Source organism: Schaalia cardiffensis, assembly GCF_016405145.1.
Classification (GTDB): Bacteria; Actinomycetota; Actinomycetes; order Actinomycetales; family Actinomycetaceae; genus Pauljensenia; species Pauljensenia cardiffensis.
In genome coordinates, this window is the sequence record NZ_JAEKIA010000006.1 from 142,144 (window position 1) to 159,469 (window position 17,326).

Annotated in this window: 12 protein-coding genes, 2 tRNA genes and 1 pseudogene; 8 read left to right on the forward strand and 7 right to left on the reverse strand. The window is 61.3% G+C overall.

What is annotated here, in order from left to right; all coding sequences use genetic code 11:
* Positions 1-412 precede the first annotated feature (412 nt).
* The 4 genes and pseudogenes from JFX23_RS05170 (at position 413) to JFX23_RS05180 (ending at position 5,517) form a co-directional block, all read left to right on the forward strand.
* Entirely contained in the window at positions 413-2,293 is a 1,881-nt protein-coding gene (locus tag JFX23_RS05170) for a ribonucleoside triphosphate reductase (RefSeq protein WP_198776008.1), read from the forward strand.
* Between the two features lie 23 nt (positions 2,294-2,316).
* Positions 2,317-3,093, forward strand: coding sequence for an anaerobic ribonucleoside-triphosphate reductase activating protein (locus JFX23_RS05175; protein ID WP_233050598.1), 777 nt, complete (start codon positions 2,317-2,319; stop codon positions 3,091-3,093).
* 705 nt (positions 3,094-3,798) lie between these two features.
* Positions 3,799-3,960: pseudogene (locus tag JFX23_RS09690) on the forward strand (variant leucine-rich repeat-containing protein); the annotation flags it as partial.
* 972 nt (positions 3,961-4,932) lie between these two features.
* Complete coding sequence (locus tag JFX23_RS05180) at positions 4,933-5,517, forward strand: hypothetical protein (RefSeq protein ID WP_198776009.1); 585 nt, start codon at positions 4,933-4,935, stop codon at positions 5,515-5,517.
* Between the two features lie 361 nt (positions 5,518-5,878).
* Here JFX23_RS05180 and JFX23_RS05185 read toward each other — a convergent pair whose 3' ends face one another.
* Positions 5,879-7,024, reverse strand: a complete 1,146-nt coding sequence (locus JFX23_RS05185) for an acyl-CoA dehydrogenase family protein (RefSeq protein WP_198776010.1) — start codon at positions 7,022-7,024, stop codon at positions 5,879-5,881.
* A 125-nt stretch (positions 7,025-7,149) separates the two neighbouring features.
* Here JFX23_RS05185 and JFX23_RS05190 point away from each other — a divergent pair, with 125 nt between their 5' ends.
* The gene (locus JFX23_RS05190) at positions 7,150-7,821 is read left to right on the forward strand and encodes a LytR C-terminal domain-containing protein (RefSeq protein ID WP_198776011.1); all 672 of its coding nucleotides are present in this window, start codon (positions 7,150-7,152) and stop codon (positions 7,819-7,821) included.
* Positions 7,822-8,397: 576 nt separating this feature from the next.
* Here JFX23_RS05190 and JFX23_RS05195 read toward each other — a convergent pair.
* The 6 genes from JFX23_RS05195 to pgm all read right to left on the reverse strand — a co-directional run bounded on the left by JFX23_RS05195 (position 8,398) and on the right by pgm (position 14,471).
* On the reverse strand, positions 8,398-9,786 hold the full coding sequence (locus JFX23_RS05195; protein WP_198776012.1) for an App1 family protein: 1,389 nt from the start codon (positions 9,784-9,786) through the stop codon (positions 8,398-8,400).
* 75 nt (positions 9,787-9,861) lie between these two features.
* On the reverse strand, positions 9,862-11,079 hold the full coding sequence (locus JFX23_RS05200; RefSeq protein ID WP_198776013.1) for an MFS transporter: 1,218 nt from the start codon (positions 11,077-11,079) through the stop codon (positions 9,862-9,864).
* Between the two features lie 337 nt (positions 11,080-11,416).
* Positions 11,417-11,773, reverse strand: a complete 357-nt coding sequence (locus tag JFX23_RS05205) for a DUF2283 domain-containing protein (protein ID WP_131247195.1) — start codon at positions 11,771-11,773, stop codon at positions 11,417-11,419.
* A gap of 26 nt (positions 11,774-11,799) precedes the next feature.
* Entirely contained in the window at positions 11,800-12,039 is a 240-nt protein-coding gene (locus JFX23_RS09640) for a DUF4258 domain-containing protein (RefSeq protein WP_131247193.1), read from the reverse strand.
* 6 nt (positions 12,040-12,045) lie between these two features.
* Positions 12,046-12,444 (reverse strand): DUF6941 family protein, encoded by a 399-nt coding sequence (locus JFX23_RS05215; RefSeq protein WP_005962513.1) that lies wholly within the window; start codon positions 12,442-12,444, stop codon positions 12,046-12,048.
* Between the two features lie 356 nt (positions 12,445-12,800).
* Positions 12,801-14,471, reverse strand: a complete 1,671-nt coding sequence (pgm, locus tag JFX23_RS05220; protein WP_198776014.1) for a phosphoglucomutase (alpha-D-glucose-1,6-bisphosphate-dependent) — start codon at positions 14,469-14,471, stop codon at positions 12,801-12,803.
* Positions 14,472-14,988: 517 nt separating this feature from the next.
* On the opposite strand from pgm, the gene JFX23_RS05225 reads away from it, so the two are divergent.
* The 3 genes from JFX23_RS05225 (at position 14,989) to JFX23_RS05235 (ending at position 17,014) form a co-directional block, all read left to right on the forward strand.
* On the forward strand, positions 14,989-16,329 hold the full coding sequence (locus JFX23_RS05225) for an AGE family epimerase/isomerase (protein WP_198776015.1): 1,341 nt from the start codon (positions 14,989-14,991) through the stop codon (positions 16,327-16,329).
* Between the two features lie 393 nt (positions 16,330-16,722).
* Positions 16,723-16,812: transfer RNA gene (locus JFX23_RS05230), tRNA-Ser, on the forward strand.
* Positions 16,813-16,926: 114 nt separating this feature from the next.
* Positions 16,927-17,014, forward strand: a tRNA-Ser gene (locus JFX23_RS05235).
* Positions 17,015-17,326: the final 312 nt, after the last annotated feature.

Sequence of the window (17,326 nt, forward strand, 5' to 3'; positions counted from 1 at the left end):
GACTCAGGGAGCTGAGAGCACAGTGGCTCGGTGTCGTGGGCTCTGAGGGGGCCCGGGCTCTGAGGGCGGGGGAGATGACAAGAGGATAAAGGCTCTTGAGGCGCGAGCAGAGCACGGACTAAGACCGGTTATTTGCCCCGCTCAGGCGAGCCTTTCGTGTTCGCCTGTCATACAAGCACATCAGCTGAGCCCAAACGTACCGCTGCTGCACTCCGCTATGCCGACGCGTTCTTTGAGAACTTGAAATTCCCTAGATGTGCTGGTGTTGTATCGACTTGGGCACAATATGTAGTACCGTAGGCGATGTTCCCAAATGCGCCCCACACTCTTGGACTCGCCCTGAAACAACACTGTTCCTCGGATGCAGGGGCGCCTTCCGCGCGAAAGCGCAACGACCTGAGAGGTGTCCACCATGGATCAGCCCACCCCGGACAACGCCGCCCGGTATGACGTCGATGCCATCGCCACCGTCGAGGAGTACCTCGACCGCTCTGACTGGCGAGTCAACGCGAACGCGAACCAGGGCTACTCTCTTGGCGGACTGATCCTCAACACCGCAGGCAAAGTCGTTGCGAACTACTGGCTTGAACGGGTCTACACCCCGCAGATCGGTGAGGCTCACCGCCGCGGCGACTACCACATCCACGACCTCGACATGTTCGCCGGCTACTGCGCGGGCTGGTCCCTCAAGCGCCTGATCCAGGAGGGCTTCAACGGCGTTCCCGGCGCAATCGCCTCCGCGCCTCCCGCCCACTTCTCCTCCGCGTGCGGCCAGATCGTCAACTTCCTCGGCACCCTCCAAAACGAGTGGGCCGGCGCTCAAGCCTTCTCCTCCTTCGACACCTACATGGCGCCCTTCGTGCGTCTGGACAACATGTCCTACAAGCAGATCGTCCAGAACATGCAAGAGCTCATCTACAACCTCAACGTCCCCTCACGCTGGGGCAGCCAATGCCCCTTCACGAACCTCACCTTCGACTGGACGTGCCCGGACGACCTGCGAGACGAGTACCCCCTCATCGCCGATGAGGTCTGCGACTTCACCTACGGCGAACTCCAGCACGAAATGGACCTCATCAACAAGGCATTCATCGAGGTCATGACCCACGGCGACGCGGACGGTCGGGTCTTCACCTTCCCGATCCCGACCTACAACATCACGCCGGACTTCAACTGGGACAGTGAGAACACGGACCTCCTTTTCGACATGACCGCGAAGTACGGCCTTCCCTACTTCCAGAACTTCATCAACTCCGATCTCGACCCGCACATGATCCGTTCCATGTGCTGCCGCCTCCAGCTCGACCTGCGTGAACTCCTCAAGCGCGGCAACGGCCTCTTCGGCTCGGCTGAACTCACCGGCTCCATCGGCGTCGTCACGATGAACATGGCACGACTCGGCTACCGTTTCGCAGGCGACGAGGACGCCCTCGTCACTGAACTCGACCGGCTCATCGACCTCGCTTCCGATTCCCTCGAGCGCAAGCGCGAAACGATCCAATTCCACATGGACCACGGGCTCTTCCCCTACTCGAAGCGCTACCTGGGCCACCTCGACAACCACTTCTCCACCATCGGCGTCAATGGCATGAACGAAATGGTCCGCAACTTCACGCATGACGAGTACGACCTGACCGACCCACGCGGCTTCGACATGTGCGTGCGCATCCTCGACCACGTGCGTGAACGCATGGTGGAACTCCAGGAAAAGACCGGCCACCTCTACAACCTCGAAGCAACCCCAGCTGAGGGCACGACATACCGTTTCGCGAAAGAGGACCGCAAACGCTACCCCGGCATCCTCCAGGCAGGAACCGAAGAGCAGCCCTATTACACGAACTCCTCTCAGCTGCCTGTCGGCTACACCGACGACCCCTTCCAGGCTCTTGAGGATCAGGAAGTCCTTCAGGGCAAGTACACGGGAGGCACGGTCCTGCACCTCTACATGGGGGAGCGCATGAGCTCGGGAGCGGCCTGTAAGGAAATGGTGAAGCGCTCGCTGACCGCCTTCAAACTCCCGTACATCACGATCACACCGACCTTCTCGATCTGTCCGGTCCACGGTTACCTCGCCGGTGAACACTTCGAATGCCCGAAGTGCCAGGAAGCGCACCCCGAGCGTGAACCCCAGGCCTGCGAGGTCTGGACCCGGGTCATGGGGTACTTCCGCCCCGTCCAGTCCTTCAACATCGGCAAGAAGGGCGAATACGCGGAACGCCAGATGTTCTCCGAGGACGCGGCTGGTCAGCACGGTGAACTGGTGTCCGCCTTCCCGCCGGTCGACCAGCGCTGAAAAGCGAGGTCGAATCACTCATCATGAGCGAATCGAGTGAAGCTGGGGCCCGGGCCGAGCAGGCCGGGGCCCCGCTCCGCATCGGAGGATTCACCCCCGATGATCTGCAGATCGCCGGACTCGTTCCCCTATCGACCGTGGACTGGCCAGGACGATTCGTGGCCTCGGTCTTTTGCCAGGGATGCCCCTGGAGGTGCCCGTACTGCCAGAACTCGGCGATCCTGGATCCGAAGATCCCCGGTGTGGTTGCGTGGAGCGCCGTGGAAGATCTGCTGTCGCGTCGGCACGGACTTCTCGATGGGGTCGTTTTCTCCGGCGGGGAGGCGACGCGCCAGCTCGCCCTCCTTCCCGCGATGCGCAGAGTGAAGGAACTCGGCTTCCACGTTGGACTGCACACCGCGGGCGCCTATCCGAAGCGACTGGAGACGATCCTGGAAGAGGGCCTTGTCGACTGGGTGGGGATCGACGTGAAGGCAATGCCGGAGAACTACGAGCAGGTGTCGGGCAGAGCCGGTGCGGCTGAGAAGGCTTGGGCCTCCCTCGATCTCGTTCTTGCTCATCCGGAAGTTGCGCACGAGGTCCGACTCACCGTCTATCCGGGTGGCCCCTTCGATGGGCTTGAAGTCGCCCGAGAACTCAAAGAGCGTGGAGTGAGGGCTTTCGCCTTGCAGCAGGCTCGGGCTTTCGGAGCCCCGGAAGGCTTCGAGGCGAAGGGGGCGGGCTGGGACGATCAGGTCGCGGCGCTCGCGCGTGATTGCACAGCCCTGGGCTTCGAGAGTTTCGAGTTCCGTCCCGACTGATCTGGCAAGACGCCTCGAAGTGTAGACGTAGTTCGTGGTCTTTCCGTCGGATTCTGCATCGCCTCTTCGGATGCTGTGAACGTTTCTGATGCTTCGAAGGTGTCGGACGCTTCGAGAAAGTTCGTGGTCCGTTAGAGACAGGCGGCTATCGCGAGTTGACGCACGCGCTTTTGTCGCCGGGTTCGTGCATTCTTCACATGTCGCTGCACTCGCCTGATGCGTAGACGTGGGGGCTCTGTTAGTAATGAACCTCCTTGATTTTAGCGATATCCGCCAGGATGTTCAGGCGTGGCTCTCTGGTTCGCGTGTGCATGTTTCCTGAGCTGTGGGGCTTGGGTTTTCTCTCGCAGCATCCGTTCTGGCCCGCACATGCATGCCTCTAAGCGCGTAGAGCTGATCCCCCGTGCACCGGGCGGCTTTGGCCCACGCGTACGCCACTGACCTGTGGGCCCGGGGGAGTGTCCTCGTCAGCATCCGTTCTGGCCCGCACGTGCATGCCTCTGAGTTCAGTCGCCCACGACAATGCGGAATCGGGGACGGCTCTAGCGCGCGGGCGCATGCCACTGACCTGCGCACAGCCCCCGCCTCCTCGTCAATGAGCATGTGTGTTGTGCAGACAAGACCGAGAAGGAGCCGCCCGCAGCTAGAGTGGAGGGGCGACACCCCTTTGGAGGACTGATGGAAAGCCCGATGACCCTCGCTGAAATGGAAGGCCTCGTCGTCGATCCCACGACATCGGCTGAACAGCTCAGACTCATCGCCTACTTCGCGCCGGATCTGCGCGCCCAAGTCATTCGTCACCCGAAGGTGTATCCGGGGCTACTCGACTGGTTGGAGGACATAGGGGACCCTGAGATCGTTGCGCTGGTCGGCGAACGCCGTAGAGCAGACTCTGGTGAACCCCTTAGGCCTGCCGCCGTGTCCGTCGATGCTGAGGCAACGGCCATCATTCCCATTCAGGATCTTCCCCAAGACGAGGACGTGGCCGTGGACCGGCGGTCCATCTTCCCGGCCGTCGCTTCTCAGAGGCCCGAGTCGGACAACACTCCCCAGAAGAGCAGCGTTCCCGATGCGCGGCCTACTCATCCGGGGCCAGGCGACGCGCTTGCGGATCTTGAACTCACTTATCCGCGGCCCGCTCCCATGACCCCCGAGTCTGCGCTTCCTGTTCGAGGGCCAGATCCCGTCACGCCTGATTCTGTTCTGGTCTACCCAAATCATCCCGAAGTGGTGCCCAATCCGTCTGCAGTGCCGACTCCGCCTGCCACTCCCACGGGGCCGGATTCGACGCTGAGCTATCCTCCTGTCCACCCTCCCACACCGAATCCAGGTCTTGCCTACCCCCCTGTCGGCCTTCCTGCACAGAATCCAGGGGTGGCCCATCCCCCTGTTGGCCCTGCTGCACCTGTTCATTCAGGTCCCACCGATGTGCCCTCAGGCCCTGAGCTCACTTATCCGCAGCGTGCTCCCATGCTGCCCGATCCGACGCTCAGCTATCCGTCTGCTGCGTCCAGGGGGCCGGATTCGACGCTGAGCTATCCTCCTGTTCGCCCTCCCACACCGAATCCAGGTCTTGGCTATCCCCCTGTCGGCCTTCCTGCACAGAATCCAGGGGTGGCGCATCCTCCTGTTGGCCCTGCCGCGCCGAATTCAGGGCCTGCCCATCCCCCTGTCGGTCCCACAGCGTCCACTCGTGCCCAGACCTATCCGCCAACGCTTCGTACACAAGCTCCTTCTGCTTCACCGTCTCCTGCCTTTGCGCCTAGCTCCGCCACAGCGTCTTTCCCCGAGTTCAGCACTCCCCCTCAAAAGAAAGCTGCGCCCCGCGATAGGAAAACCATGTGGATCCTGATCGGACTTGTTGTGGCTCTGCTCGCGATCCTCGGTTTTATCTTCTTTGACTTCTCCAGTGGCAAAGGAGATTCCACCTCCCCGAACTCTACGGATTCTCAAACAAATCAGACACAGCCCACGGCACCTGAAGCTGAGAACAAACCTCAACAGCCCGATACCGCCCAGAGCACTATCGTTTTCCCGGCTCCGGCCACCGCGAAGACCATGCCCGGATTCTCCTCACCTTCGGGCAACATTGTCTGTTTCTTGTCGGATGATCAGGCCACTTGCAAGATCGCCCAGAACTCCTGGGAGGGCACCGCATATCAGACCTGCCGAGGAGATGAGGGCGTCGGAGTCCTCTCCCTCAAGGGGAACCGTGCGGAGGCATCCTGTGTCGCCCTGGACCTCGCGCAGGCACCGGTGCTTGCTTACGGCGAGTACGCGAAGAATGGGCAGATCGCCTGTACCTCCACGATGGACGGCATCTCGTGTTGGAACCAGGCCAATGGCAAGTCCTTCGCCCTCGCGAGGGGCGGTTGGATGACTTCCTCCCAAGGTGAGATCACACCCGACGCTTTCACCTGGTGAAGCTCCCTGCCTGGGCACAAGTCGGACAATGGCACCCCCGCTGGAGTGCGCGCACCATCCGCGACGAGACTGAAGAGTCTTTGATCAGGGAAAACAAAACCGTCAAACGGTGCTTGACGCAGCCATTGTCCGATTTGTGTCCAGAGGGCGAGTAAAGGCAGGGGTCGCCCAGGGCAGGGAGGCAAGGCAGGGAGTGTCCAGAGGGCGAGTAAAGGCAGGGGTTGCCCAGGGCAGGGAGGCAAGGCAGGGAGTGTCCAGAGGGCGAGTAAAGGCAGGGGTCGCCCAGCGCGGGGAGGCAAGGCAGGGAGTGTCCAGAGGGCGAGTAAAGGCAGGGACCACCAAACACCAGGACAATCCAGGACTATTCGGTGACGGGTCCGAGGACCACCTTCGCCCACGCACCGTGCAACGACTCTTGGTCGCTGGGCTGGAACAGCCCAGCCAGAACATCCCGGTAAAGGCGAGAAAGCTCGTGTCCGTTGTAATAGGCGCCTCCGCCGCAGGCACGGATCGACTGCTCAACCGCACGCAGACTCGCCTCCGCAGCAGCATTCTTCACAGCAGACAGCTGCGGCATCCAGATCGGACCCCGATCTACGCCCCCTTCGATGTCTCGGGCGAGTTCGCGGATCTGCGGGCCGACGGCATTCATGGTGATGGCGGCCTCGGCGATCCTCCAACGGATATCAGGATCATTGGCGTACACGCTCTGGTTCTTCACGGAGCGACGGGTCTTGACGTGCTCAGCCGCAACCTCGATCGCGCGTTCCCCAATGCCCATGTAGGTTGCGGCGAGAAGAATCTCGAAGTGCGAGAAGATGCCGAAGACGACCGGGTCTTTCGAGGGGCCGGGCTCACAGCGGGTGAGGATGTGATCCTCGGGCGCGTATGCGCCTTCGAGGATCGTCGTATTCGACTGGGTGGCGCGCATACCCAGGGTGTTCCAATCGTCCTTGATTGAAAAGCCCCCGTCCTCGCGCTTGAGAATCGCGAATACCGAGCGTGGCCCGTCTTCCCCCGAATCATCGCGGCCGAAGGTCATCAGGCGCGTCCACACCGGAGCGAGGGAGGTGAAGACCTTAACTCCTTCGAAGGAATAGCCGCCCTCAGAGTCGGGTAGGGCTTTCGTGATGGAGCCGAAGAGGACGAGGTCGTTGCCAGGTTCAGAAATACCGAAACCGTAGAGCTCACCGGCAACGGCGTCGCGCAAAATGATCTCACCACGAGGGTTCCCATTACGAAGGAGGTGGCGCCCCAGGCCGACAATGATCTGGTGCATGTTGATGCCCAGGGCGGTGCCCGGAGCCGCTTTTGCGAGGCGAGTCTGCTCGGCCGCGATCTCCTCCAGGCTCAGTCCTGCGCCTCCGTACTCTTCCGGCACGAAAGCTGAGAGGTACCCCGCTTCTCGAAGATCCTTGAGGTCATCCACGGGGAACTCATTTGCGAGGTCGTGAGCGCCAGCGCGCTCGTGAATGCGCGTGAGAAGATCGTTGCTCAGGAAACCCATGCTGGTCCTTTCAATGAAGCTCGACGGATGGGCCAACGCTAGCGCGCCAGGTCAAGGAGTGCCCGAGATGGGTGCAGGATGTGTCGCACTCCCGGTGTTGACTCTGGGTGAAGTAGGTTGGTCTTGTGACTTCGTATCCCCTCACTCCGCGTCAGCGTTTCCTCAAGCAAAGGCAGCGCCGACAGAACATCGTCTTCGCTTCGACTGGAGCTGTGATGCTCGCCCTCGCGCTGATCAGTCTCCTCGTTTTGACTGGGCTGATTCCTGTGCCTTTCGCGAATGACTTCTCCAAGGGCACGAAGTACGCGACCCCGGGGACGATCCCGTGTCCGGCCGAGGGCGCAACTCCTGTTGATCCCTCGACGATTCAGGTGCGAGTCCTCAATACGACTTCGCGTCAGGGCTTGGCCAGTGAGGCGACGACTCTGCTCGTCAATGCCGGTTATGAGCCTCTCGAGCCGAGCAATGCCAGCCCTGAATACGCTGGAGTCGTGCAGATCGACGTTGGCCCGGCCGCAGTGGATGAGGCGTATACGGTTGCTCGTTTCTTCCCGAAGTCGAAGGTCGTTCTCAGTGAGTCGACTGATAAGACGGTGACGGTCCTCTTGGGGACTTTCTACGATTCTTCCTCCGTTTCCGATGAGGTCGGCCGTATCGCAGAATCGAAGGACCCCTTGAAGGGGCCTTCGGGGTGTCTTCCCCTTTCGGAGGAGAGTCTGAAGAAGGCCGAGCTGGCGGCTGCGCAATCAGATTCTGCGGAAGGACAGTCGGACGCCGATTCGCAATCGGAGAACTGAAGCTCGAGCTGCGAGCTCAAAACCAAGGTAGGGGATCGGGCTGCTTGCGGCTTTGAGCTGTGAACTTGCCGGAGGGGCGTTGAGGACAGTTGCGGCCTTTGAGCTCCCCTGGCTGCTTGGAGATCTGAATGGGGTCGAGCTGTTCTATGGGGAGTGTTGAAGGAGAACACGCGGCCCGGAGGCGTTCCCAGGGTGGAGCAGAGCTCTCCCCGTGCTGGAGACGAGGTGTTCTCTGGGGCAGGCTGCAGATTCTGTGTCCGCTCACGAGGTGTTCACCGGGGCAGGCGGCAGAGCCCATGTCAGCTCACGAGGTGTTCACGGGAGCAAGTTGCAGATTCTGTGTCCTCCCGTGAGGCGTCACTAGGCGGAGAAAAAGCGTTCCCCTAGTGCGGAGAAGTGTTCCCAGAGGAAGCAGGTCCCCGTAGCCAGGTTCTTCATAACCGGGTCCCTCAGAAAACAGGGCAGGGGAACCAGGGCAGGGTAAACATCACAGCGGGGAAACAGAGCGTGGGCGCCGAGAGATCCCCCTTCGAGCAGCCCCTTCACCGTGCAGCCCTCAGCCCCGCACCCTTCATTTCAAGGCCTCTCATTCCGGGAGATCCCGCCCTCGTGGATCTCCTTGACGAGGGCGTCCCCGTCTGAACCGAACCACACTGGAATCCTGCGGGGAACGGTCCATAGGGCATCGGGAACAAGAGCTTCAAAGGTGCCGTGCGAGAGGAACTGTTCGATCTCGGAAAGCGAACGAATCGCGATCCCCGCAACATTGAGTGGGAACTCGCGGGCGAACTCGGCATAGATTTCAGGGTCGTGCTGCCCGTCATCGCCCACGAGGAACCATTTCATCGTCGGGAACATACGGGCGAGCCGACGCAATTCGCGCCGCTTGTGCTCGGGTCCAGAACGGAACCAACCGGTGTTCGACGGTCCAAAATCCGTCATGAGGAATCCGCCGCGCGGGTAGCCGAGGCGTTGAAGGAAATCGCGCAGAGTGGGCACGACATTCCACGCTCCGGTTGACAGGTAGATGATGGGAGCGCCGAAGGCAGGCGCATACTCGGTGGCCACAGCGCGTCCGCGAGCTCCCCTCCGGGCGAGGCAGCGAAGAAAGTTCGCCATTCCGGGCACGGCTTCGCGTGCGGAGACGCGGTCGACGAAGGAGTGTTTCGCTGCGACGAGGGGACGCGGCAGCATTGTCACCATGACGGTGTCGTCAATGTCTGAGACGACGCCGATCCGCTCCTCGTCGCCGACAATGCGTAGCGCGACGGACACGGGTGTCCCCGCGCGCACCCTGCCGACACGATGAGTCGCAGGGGACTGACAGTCACAGGGCTCATGCGGGCAGGGCTTGTCCAAGCAGGGCTCAAAGGTGCAGGCCTCGTCCAGCCAGGTCTCGCCTGGGAGGGACTCATCCAAGCAAGGCTCAAGCGCGCAGACCCCATTTGAGACCTTGTCGCCGGGGAGAGGGTCTTCTAGGGGGCGCTCCTTGACAAGGCCCTTCTTCGTAGGGGCCGAGTAGAGGGCGTCGCCCTCGTGAAGACCAGCAGCGCGCACATCGCCCTCGTGAAGAACCTGCATCCACGCGCTGTGCCACCCCGCCGCAAGACCGTGTCCTGAAACGGACAGGTCGATATAGCCGCCCCGATCTGCGAAGGCGATGCGCTTTTGATCCCCAACGGTGACGAGGACGGGCTGGCGGGGGACTTGCGCGTCGAAGAATTGACGCCACCCGCGCCGTTGCGCCAGCCAGGAGCGTTCATCACCGGAGCGCTCCATGATGACGCGGCCGAGGACGCGCGCGCGGTGAGTGGAGCCGTGGCCGCCGAAGCCAACGATCCCCGGGTGAAAACCCCATTCACTCAGGAATCTGGAGAGCGCTTTCGAACCCGCTTCCCCGAAAGAGGAACTCAGGGTGAGAAGCAGGGACGGTGACTCATCGTCGATGAGTGGTCTGGCGAACATGGGCCTCCTAGCGGGACAGGCCTATTCTGCCCGAATTTGCGATGAAGAGAAGACAAGGCCCCTCGTACACGGGCCTTATTCTTCAATCCTGGGGTGCAGTGAGGTGGTCGCCCGACGCAGGGAAGGAAGACCGAGGACCATGATCGCAACCATCACCCAAGCTGCGCCCACCATGACGAAGTAGCCGGAGCGGGCCCCACCGGCATCAATCACAGGGCCCGCCATGGCCGAGCCGAGGGACAAGCCAATATTGAGAGAGGTACCAACCCAGGTCAGGCCCTCGGTGAGGCGCTCGGGTGCGACGATCCTCGCGATCACAGTGTTGACATTCGTCATTGTTGGCGCGCAGGTGATCCCCGTTAGGGTCATGACGAGCGCCATGACGGGAATCGAATGGGCCAAGAGATAGGTCGAGGTGCCGATCGCCAGAAGCACGACGCCGAAGGCGAAGAGGCTCCACAGTGGCTGCGTCCACTTTCGCGAGCCGTACCACAGGCCCGCGAGCAGTGACCCGATGGAAAAGAAAGCGAGGAGAACGCCCGACATGGAGGGGGCGCCGAGGGCAGCGGCGAAAGCGACGACGGCGACATCGTTTGCGCCGAACATGGAGCCCATTGCGATGTAGGTGAGGACCATGACGATCACAGCGGGATTGCGCAGGACCGAACGGTGATGCTGTCCTTCGACTTTGGGACGGGGAGCGGGTTCGGAGGCGCTCTGCGAGAAGAACCAGAATCCGCCGCCCCCGAGGAATAGGCAGATGAGGACGAGACCGACACCGGGGTGGAAGAGCGTGCCGAGCACCGTTGAAAGGACAGGGCCGATGATATAGACGAACTCGTCGATGGCGGACTCGAGAGCGAAGGCGGTCGTCAGGCCTTTGGGGTGGTCTTTCAGTGCGTTCGTCCATCGGGCTCGCACGAAGGCTCCGGGAGCTCCCCACGTTGCACCCGCGATGACGGTGATGAGAGCTACGAGGACTGGGGAGGCGTGCATGATTGCGCCAAGGAGGAAAGCGGCGTTCGCCGCGACCTCGATTGTGAGGAGCGGAACCATGACCTTACGCTGGCCCAAACGATCGACGTAGCGGGCGATGATGGGAGCGCATAGTGCGGTTGCGATGACATTGAGGGCTGCCATGAAGCCCGCGAGAGAGTAGTTCCCGTAGCTTGCTTTGATGAGCAGGACGATGGAGATGGAGGTCATCGACATCGGTAGGCGCAGGATCAGTCCGGCGAGGGAGAATTTCCAAGAGCCGTCGAGTTTCAAGACGTCGAGATAGGGGCCGAGCACCCGTTGATCCTATCGACCAGCAAGTGCGAAAACCTCACTCCTTCGTGTCAGATCGCGCACCCGCAGCTCGGCTGAGCTTGAGCGCCTCCCCGCCTTGTCGAGACTCTGCCGATCCTCAGTTGGTGACCGTGGAGCCGCTCAAAACGAGCTGCTGTTGGCTATGACGGTGTTGGCGCAGTCTTTAGTGGTAACGAGGGTTAGGTGGTGTGTCCCTGTGCAGAAGTCTCCATGTAGTACTTGCTGTGCGGTACGCGACCACCCTCATCATCGGAGGTGACGTGATCGCAGGATCCGCGATCCCTGTGGCCTCCGAGACTGCCCTCGGCGGACTGTCGCACTAATGCTGTGCAAGCCGGGAGGTGTTCTTCTGCATGGTGATGGTCTGACCGTGGCCAATCACCGGGTCTGCCACGACGGTGAACAGAGGAGTCTTGGTGACGCTAGGCAAAAGGTGAGCGATCATCGCCGCTCTCTTCTCACGGATATGAAACTGTCGACACAAGTCACTCAGCGGAATATCCCGATCCAGGTCGAGAATCTCAATTCCGACAACCTCGTCCATATCATCCAGATCAACGAACAGACACATATCGTCGTCAAAGGGTTCTGTGCGTGCGACGGTCGCATCCGACAGACGGATGTAGCACGCTCGCGCCGTCCAATCCAGCTCGACCTTGATCGTCTGTGCGTTCATGCCCTCCACCCTAGTGTCTGAGAAAGTCATTTTCGCCAGCAAGTGACCACTACGACGCCGTCAGTCTCGTCCGGGGGCCAGGATACAACGACGCACACTCGGCTTCCGTCAGCATGTACATACCCCTCGAAGAGCATTCTGTCGCCATTAGCTGCCGGTCTCGACAAGGAGTAGTCGTTCAGAACCTCAAGGAGTTCTTGCTCGCTGATCTGCCGTTCGGCCGCTCTTCGACGACCGTGATAGCTGATGCGTTTAATCCGAGGCATGGGCGTTTAGAGAGAAACGGCCTCAAACTTGAGGACGCGGTCCACTCCCTCAGTCTCGAGGATGTCAACCTCAATCACGTAGGTTCCTAATTCCATGAGGGGAAGACTGAACTGTAGTGCAAACATTGCTCCGCGTTTGCCTTCTCCATACTCGGGTAAGTTCTTCAGGTCGGAAATCCTCAAGGTTCCATCCAACTGATAGCTCTGCTGCGGAACTGTGGCCCTGATGGCGAGATTGAGTTCATCAATATCCGTCGATACCCGAACTCGACCGGCAACACTGAGCATGATTTGACTGGGTATCTCGCGCACTACCATGCGAGTGAAGCTCGCTCCTACTGCGGTCAGCTTTGATTCCTGAATCGCAGCGTAATCAGCCAGGAACGCGTAATCCAGTTCAATCACGTTTCGAATCTAACACGCCCACGTAACCCTCGAAGGGATACTTACCTTCGGGGCGCGACAAAGACCGCCTTCCAGTCATCACAGCCCTCCTTAAACTCGGGCGCCATGAACTCAGACGCGAGCGGTTCGAGGGTGACCATTACTGCTCTGCTTAAACCCGCGCGCCACACCTTCCAGAACTACAGATCCCGAGCTGCCGCTACGCCCTCATCGGTGAATAAGCGTATTTCCTGGGCATGGAAGAGAAATCCCCTCCGCTCCGCGTGAGTGTCGGTGTTCGAAGACTTGGCCCCGTCCTCGTCGAGCGGGACGAGGACGGGGCCAAAAATCGGGGTGACACCCCAGATCAGTGTGTCTTAGCCGAAGGCGTCGGAGACGACCTTCTTCGCTTCCTCCTGGACTTCGGCGAGGTGCTCGGCGCCTTTGAAGGACTCGGCGTAGATCTTGTACACGTCCTCGGTGCCCGAGGGGCGTGCAGCGAACCACGCATTCTCGGTCGTGACCTTCAAGCCGCCGATCGCAGCGTCATTCCCAGGCGCGCGGACCAGGCGAGCAGTGATCGGCTCCCCCGCGAGCTCAGTCGCGGTCACGTCCTCGGGTGAGAGGGCGGCGAGCTTCGCCTTCTGCTCGCGGTTCGCGGGGGCGTCGATGCGCGCATAAGCGGAGGCGCCGAAACGCTCAACCAGTTCAGCGTGCAACTGCGAGGGGGTTTTGCCGGTGACCGCGAGGATCTCCGAGGCGAGCAGCGCGAGGATGATGCCGTCCTTGTCCGTCGACCACACGGTGCCGTCCTTACGTAGGAAGGAGGCTCCGGCGGACTCTTCGCCGCCGAAACCGACGGAGCCGTCGAGCAGACCGGGAACGAAATACTTGAAGCCAACGGGGACCTCGATGAGCTTGCGGCCCATTGAGGCGACAACGCGGTCGATGAGGGCGGAGGAGACGAGGGTCTTGCCGACCGCAGCATCCTCCTTCCATCCCGGGCGATGCTGGAACAGGTAGTCGATCGCGACCGCGAGGTAGTGGTTCGGGTTCATGAGACCGTCGGGCGTCACGATCCCGTGACGATCCGAGTCGGCGTCGTTGCCGGTCGCAATGTCGTAGGGGGTGTTGCCGTTCTCGTCCGGTGTCATGGCGCGACGCAGGGAAGCCATGGCGTTCGGGGAAGAGCAGTCCATGCGGATCTTGCCGTCCCAGTCGAGCGTCATGAAAGGCCAGGCCGGATCCACAACGGGGTTCACGACCGTGAGTTCGAGGCCGTAGCGTTCCGCGATCGCCGCCCAATAGTCGACGGAGGCTCCGCCGAGGGGGTCTGCGCCGATGCGGACCCCGGCCTCGCGAATCGCATCTATGTCGATGACCTGGTCAAGCTGATCGACGTAGTAGGTGAGGTAGTCGAACTTCTCCAAGTGCTCGTCTTCGAAGAGCGGCGCGCCGATGATGCGCGGGATCTTGCGCCAGCCCTCCTCGAGGATCTCGTTGGCGCGGTTCGCGATCCATCCGGTCGCGTCCGTGTCGGCAGGTCCGCCGTGAGGCGGGTTGTACTTGAAGCCGCCGTCGCGCGGGGGATTGTGCGAGGGGGTGACGACGATACCGTCGGCGAGACCAGGCCCGGAGGTGCGCAGCGCCTGCGGGGCTCCATTTGCGCCGAGGATCGCCACGGACACGGCGGGGGTCGGGGTGTAGGAGGAGTGCGAGTCGATCTTCACACTCACTCCCGCAGCAGCAAGAACCTCGAGGGCGGTGCGCCAGGCGGGCTCGGACAGTGCGTGGGTGTCACGGCCGATGAAGAGCGGGCCATCAATGCCCTGGCTCGCTCGGTACTCGACGATCGCTGCGGTGATCGCGACGATGTGTGCTTCGTTGAACTTGCCGTCGAGCGAGGATCCGCGGTGTCCGGAAGTTCCGAAGGACACACGCTGGTCGATAATGCTCGGGTCGGGTTCGATGTCGTAATAGGCGGACAGGACCTCTTCGACGTTGATGAGGTCTTCGGGAAGGGCAAGTGTGCCAGCTCTCTCATGCATGCCCACAGTGTTTCACTTTGGGTGCGCTCGCGGAAGGGATTCTCGAAGTCCGGCCTTGCTCTTGTGAAGCAATGGCTCCGTGTTCGCGAAGCGGGCCCGTTCTTCGTTTGACTCCTCGTCCGTGATTCGGCATTTCTTGGGCTTGGTGTCCTTGACTCGGCTTTCTCGGGTTTGGTGTCCATTGCGCGACGTTCTCGGGTGTGGTGTCAGTGGCGCATCGTTCTCGGGCGCTACTACCGCGCCGCCCCCGTCTTCGTCTCCCGTCTTTCTTGGGCGAGGCCCGGCCACGTTCCCATCCTTCTCTGGCTGTCTCTCCGCAGACTCTCCCTCCTCGGCCTCGTCTCCTGTTCTGCTCTGACTGTCCCTTCGCAGACTCTCCTTCCGCTCCCCTCGTTCTCTTTGGAGTCATCGAGGCGATGATCTTGGCCAATGGTCATATGAGATGGCGAAATATGCCGCTACGCTGTGTTAGGCCGGTCACTCACGGTGCAACGATGATGATGCGAAGGAGGCTCTCGTGGGGTGGTTTGACTCCGTTGAGCACAACAGATGGCTATCGACGCAGATGCAGGCGCTGATCGCCGAAGCAGAAGGAGCGATCGTCCCCACGGGTTTCGCTCATCTCACCGAAGAGGGCGAACCGGATCCTGAACGAGGCATCGACCTCGCCGTCACCGGGCGCATGCTCTACGTCTTCTCCCTCGGCGTCCTCATGGGGCTGCCCGGAACACGGCGCTACGCGGACCATGCGCTCAAGAGCATCGGCACCTACTTCAAAGACCCGGTCAATGGGGGCTTGTGGATTTCCATCAAACCCGAGCCGGACGAGGACGGTCACGGCATCCCCTGGGATGAGGAGGGTCGCTCGAAGTCCCAGTACCACAATGCTTATGTGATCCTCGGCCTCGCTGCGGCGACGGTCGCGAACCGTCAGGGAGCCTACGAACTCCTCAACGACGCCCTTCACGATCAGGAGCGGCACTGGATCGAGCCGAATGGGCTCGTGCGCGACCAATACGATGAGGCCTTCACTCATGCGCTGCCTCGGCGCACTCTGGGGACCCTTTTGCACACGGCCGAGGCATATCTGGCGGCAGCGGAGGCGACGACCGACCCAGTGTGGATCGACCGGGCCGAGCAGATGGCAGCCTTCGCGAATAAGGTCGCCGCTGAAAAGAGCTCTCGCCTTCCCGAATACTACGACGAGAATTGGAAGCCCCTAGGCGAAGAACCCGAAGGGTACGTGGACGGTCGACGCATCTACCACGGGTACGTGACCGGGCACGCCATGCAGTGGACGCGCATCATGCTGCAGCTGCGCGCCGCTTTACGTTCACTCGGCCGACCCCAGCCCGATTACCTCATGGAGTGCGCTGTCAACCTGTTTGAGCGGGCTCGCGTCGATGGGTGGCGCCGTAACAATGGGGAACCCGGTTTTGCAACTTCAGTCGACTTTGAAGGTAGCCCTGTCACGGGCGAGGACGAACACCAGCAGTGGGTCGTGTGCGAGGGAATCTGTGCGACCGTCGCAATCCGTCGTGCGATGCTTGACGATGGTGCCACACCCGGCGAAATCGAACACTTCGAGCACTGCTACCGTTCCTTCCTCGACTATGTGAACGACTACTTGATTCTCAAGCCCGGCCGGTGGCTGCGCAGTCTCGACGCGAATAACAAGAGGTATGCAACTCTGAAGTGCTCGCCCTGGGATGTTTACCACTCCATCCAGACGACGCTCGCCGTGCGGGTGCCCCTGTGGCCACCCTACGCTTCGGCGTTGTCGCGAGACCTGCTCGATAAGCCGAAGGAAGCGCCCTCGGACAAGAAGTCGTGGAACAGTTTCTTCCGTCGCCACTGATTCTCTGCTCCGCCTCTTTTCCTCAGTGAGGTTCTTGGCGAGCTACGAGGCGCGGTGCGGGTCTTTCCCGTGTAGGAGCTTCGACTTGCCCCACGTGTGAAGTTCGCTCTGGACTCTTCCTGCGTACGAGGTTCGGTGCGGCTTCTTCTGTGGGTGCGCGCTGTGGTGCCGAGAGTCCCGAGGACGAAAGCACGACCAGGGTTTTCCTCGGGTGTGAGACGCCGGAATTTGCCCAGATGGGAAAGGTGGTGCGACGCGAGTTTTCTTCGAGCTGATAACTGAGCGTGGCGGGTGCTTGTAGCTGAGTGCGGCGTGTGAGTGCCGTCTGTCGTGACAGACACAACGGACGGTGCTCTGCCTGAGTGGTGTCAGTCGGGTAAGATCAACGAGTCTGGAGGGCTGACCGAGTGGCCGAAGGTGGCGGTCTTGAAAACCGCTGTGTCAGCAATGGCACCGGGGGTTCGAATCCCTCGCCCTCCGCCAGGCCGATTTCGTCGGGAGCTCTTGCTCTTCGAGCCAGGCTCCGGCTGAGCCCTGTGTGGTGTTGGGGTCCACGATTTCAACGCTCGGGGTTCATGCTTTAGGCTTGTCGGTACTGGAGACGTGCCTGAGCGGCCGAAAGGGGCTCCCTGCTAAGGAGTTAATCGTGTTGCGCGATTCAGGGGTTCGAATCCCCTCGTCTCCGCGGAATAAACCCCGGGATCGTGAAGATCCCGGGGTTTTTCGCTCCCCGCGCTCGGGCCCTGGGTAGTTGGTTCGGGCCTTGGGGCGATGACTTCCCTTAAAGGACGAAAAGAGTTGGACTGAACCCGACTTTTCGGCTTTGTGGTGCGAGAAAGTCTGGTTCAAAGTTGTTGGGGGCCAACTTTGGGGTTACCGGCAGGAAAGTGTGGCATCGCTCGGGCGTGTCGTGGGGGTTATGTGCGTCCGGCCCAGCCTTTTCGGGTGTGGAAGCCGGTGTCGGGGCTGTAGGCGTTGTCGTAGTGTGTGGGCCCGT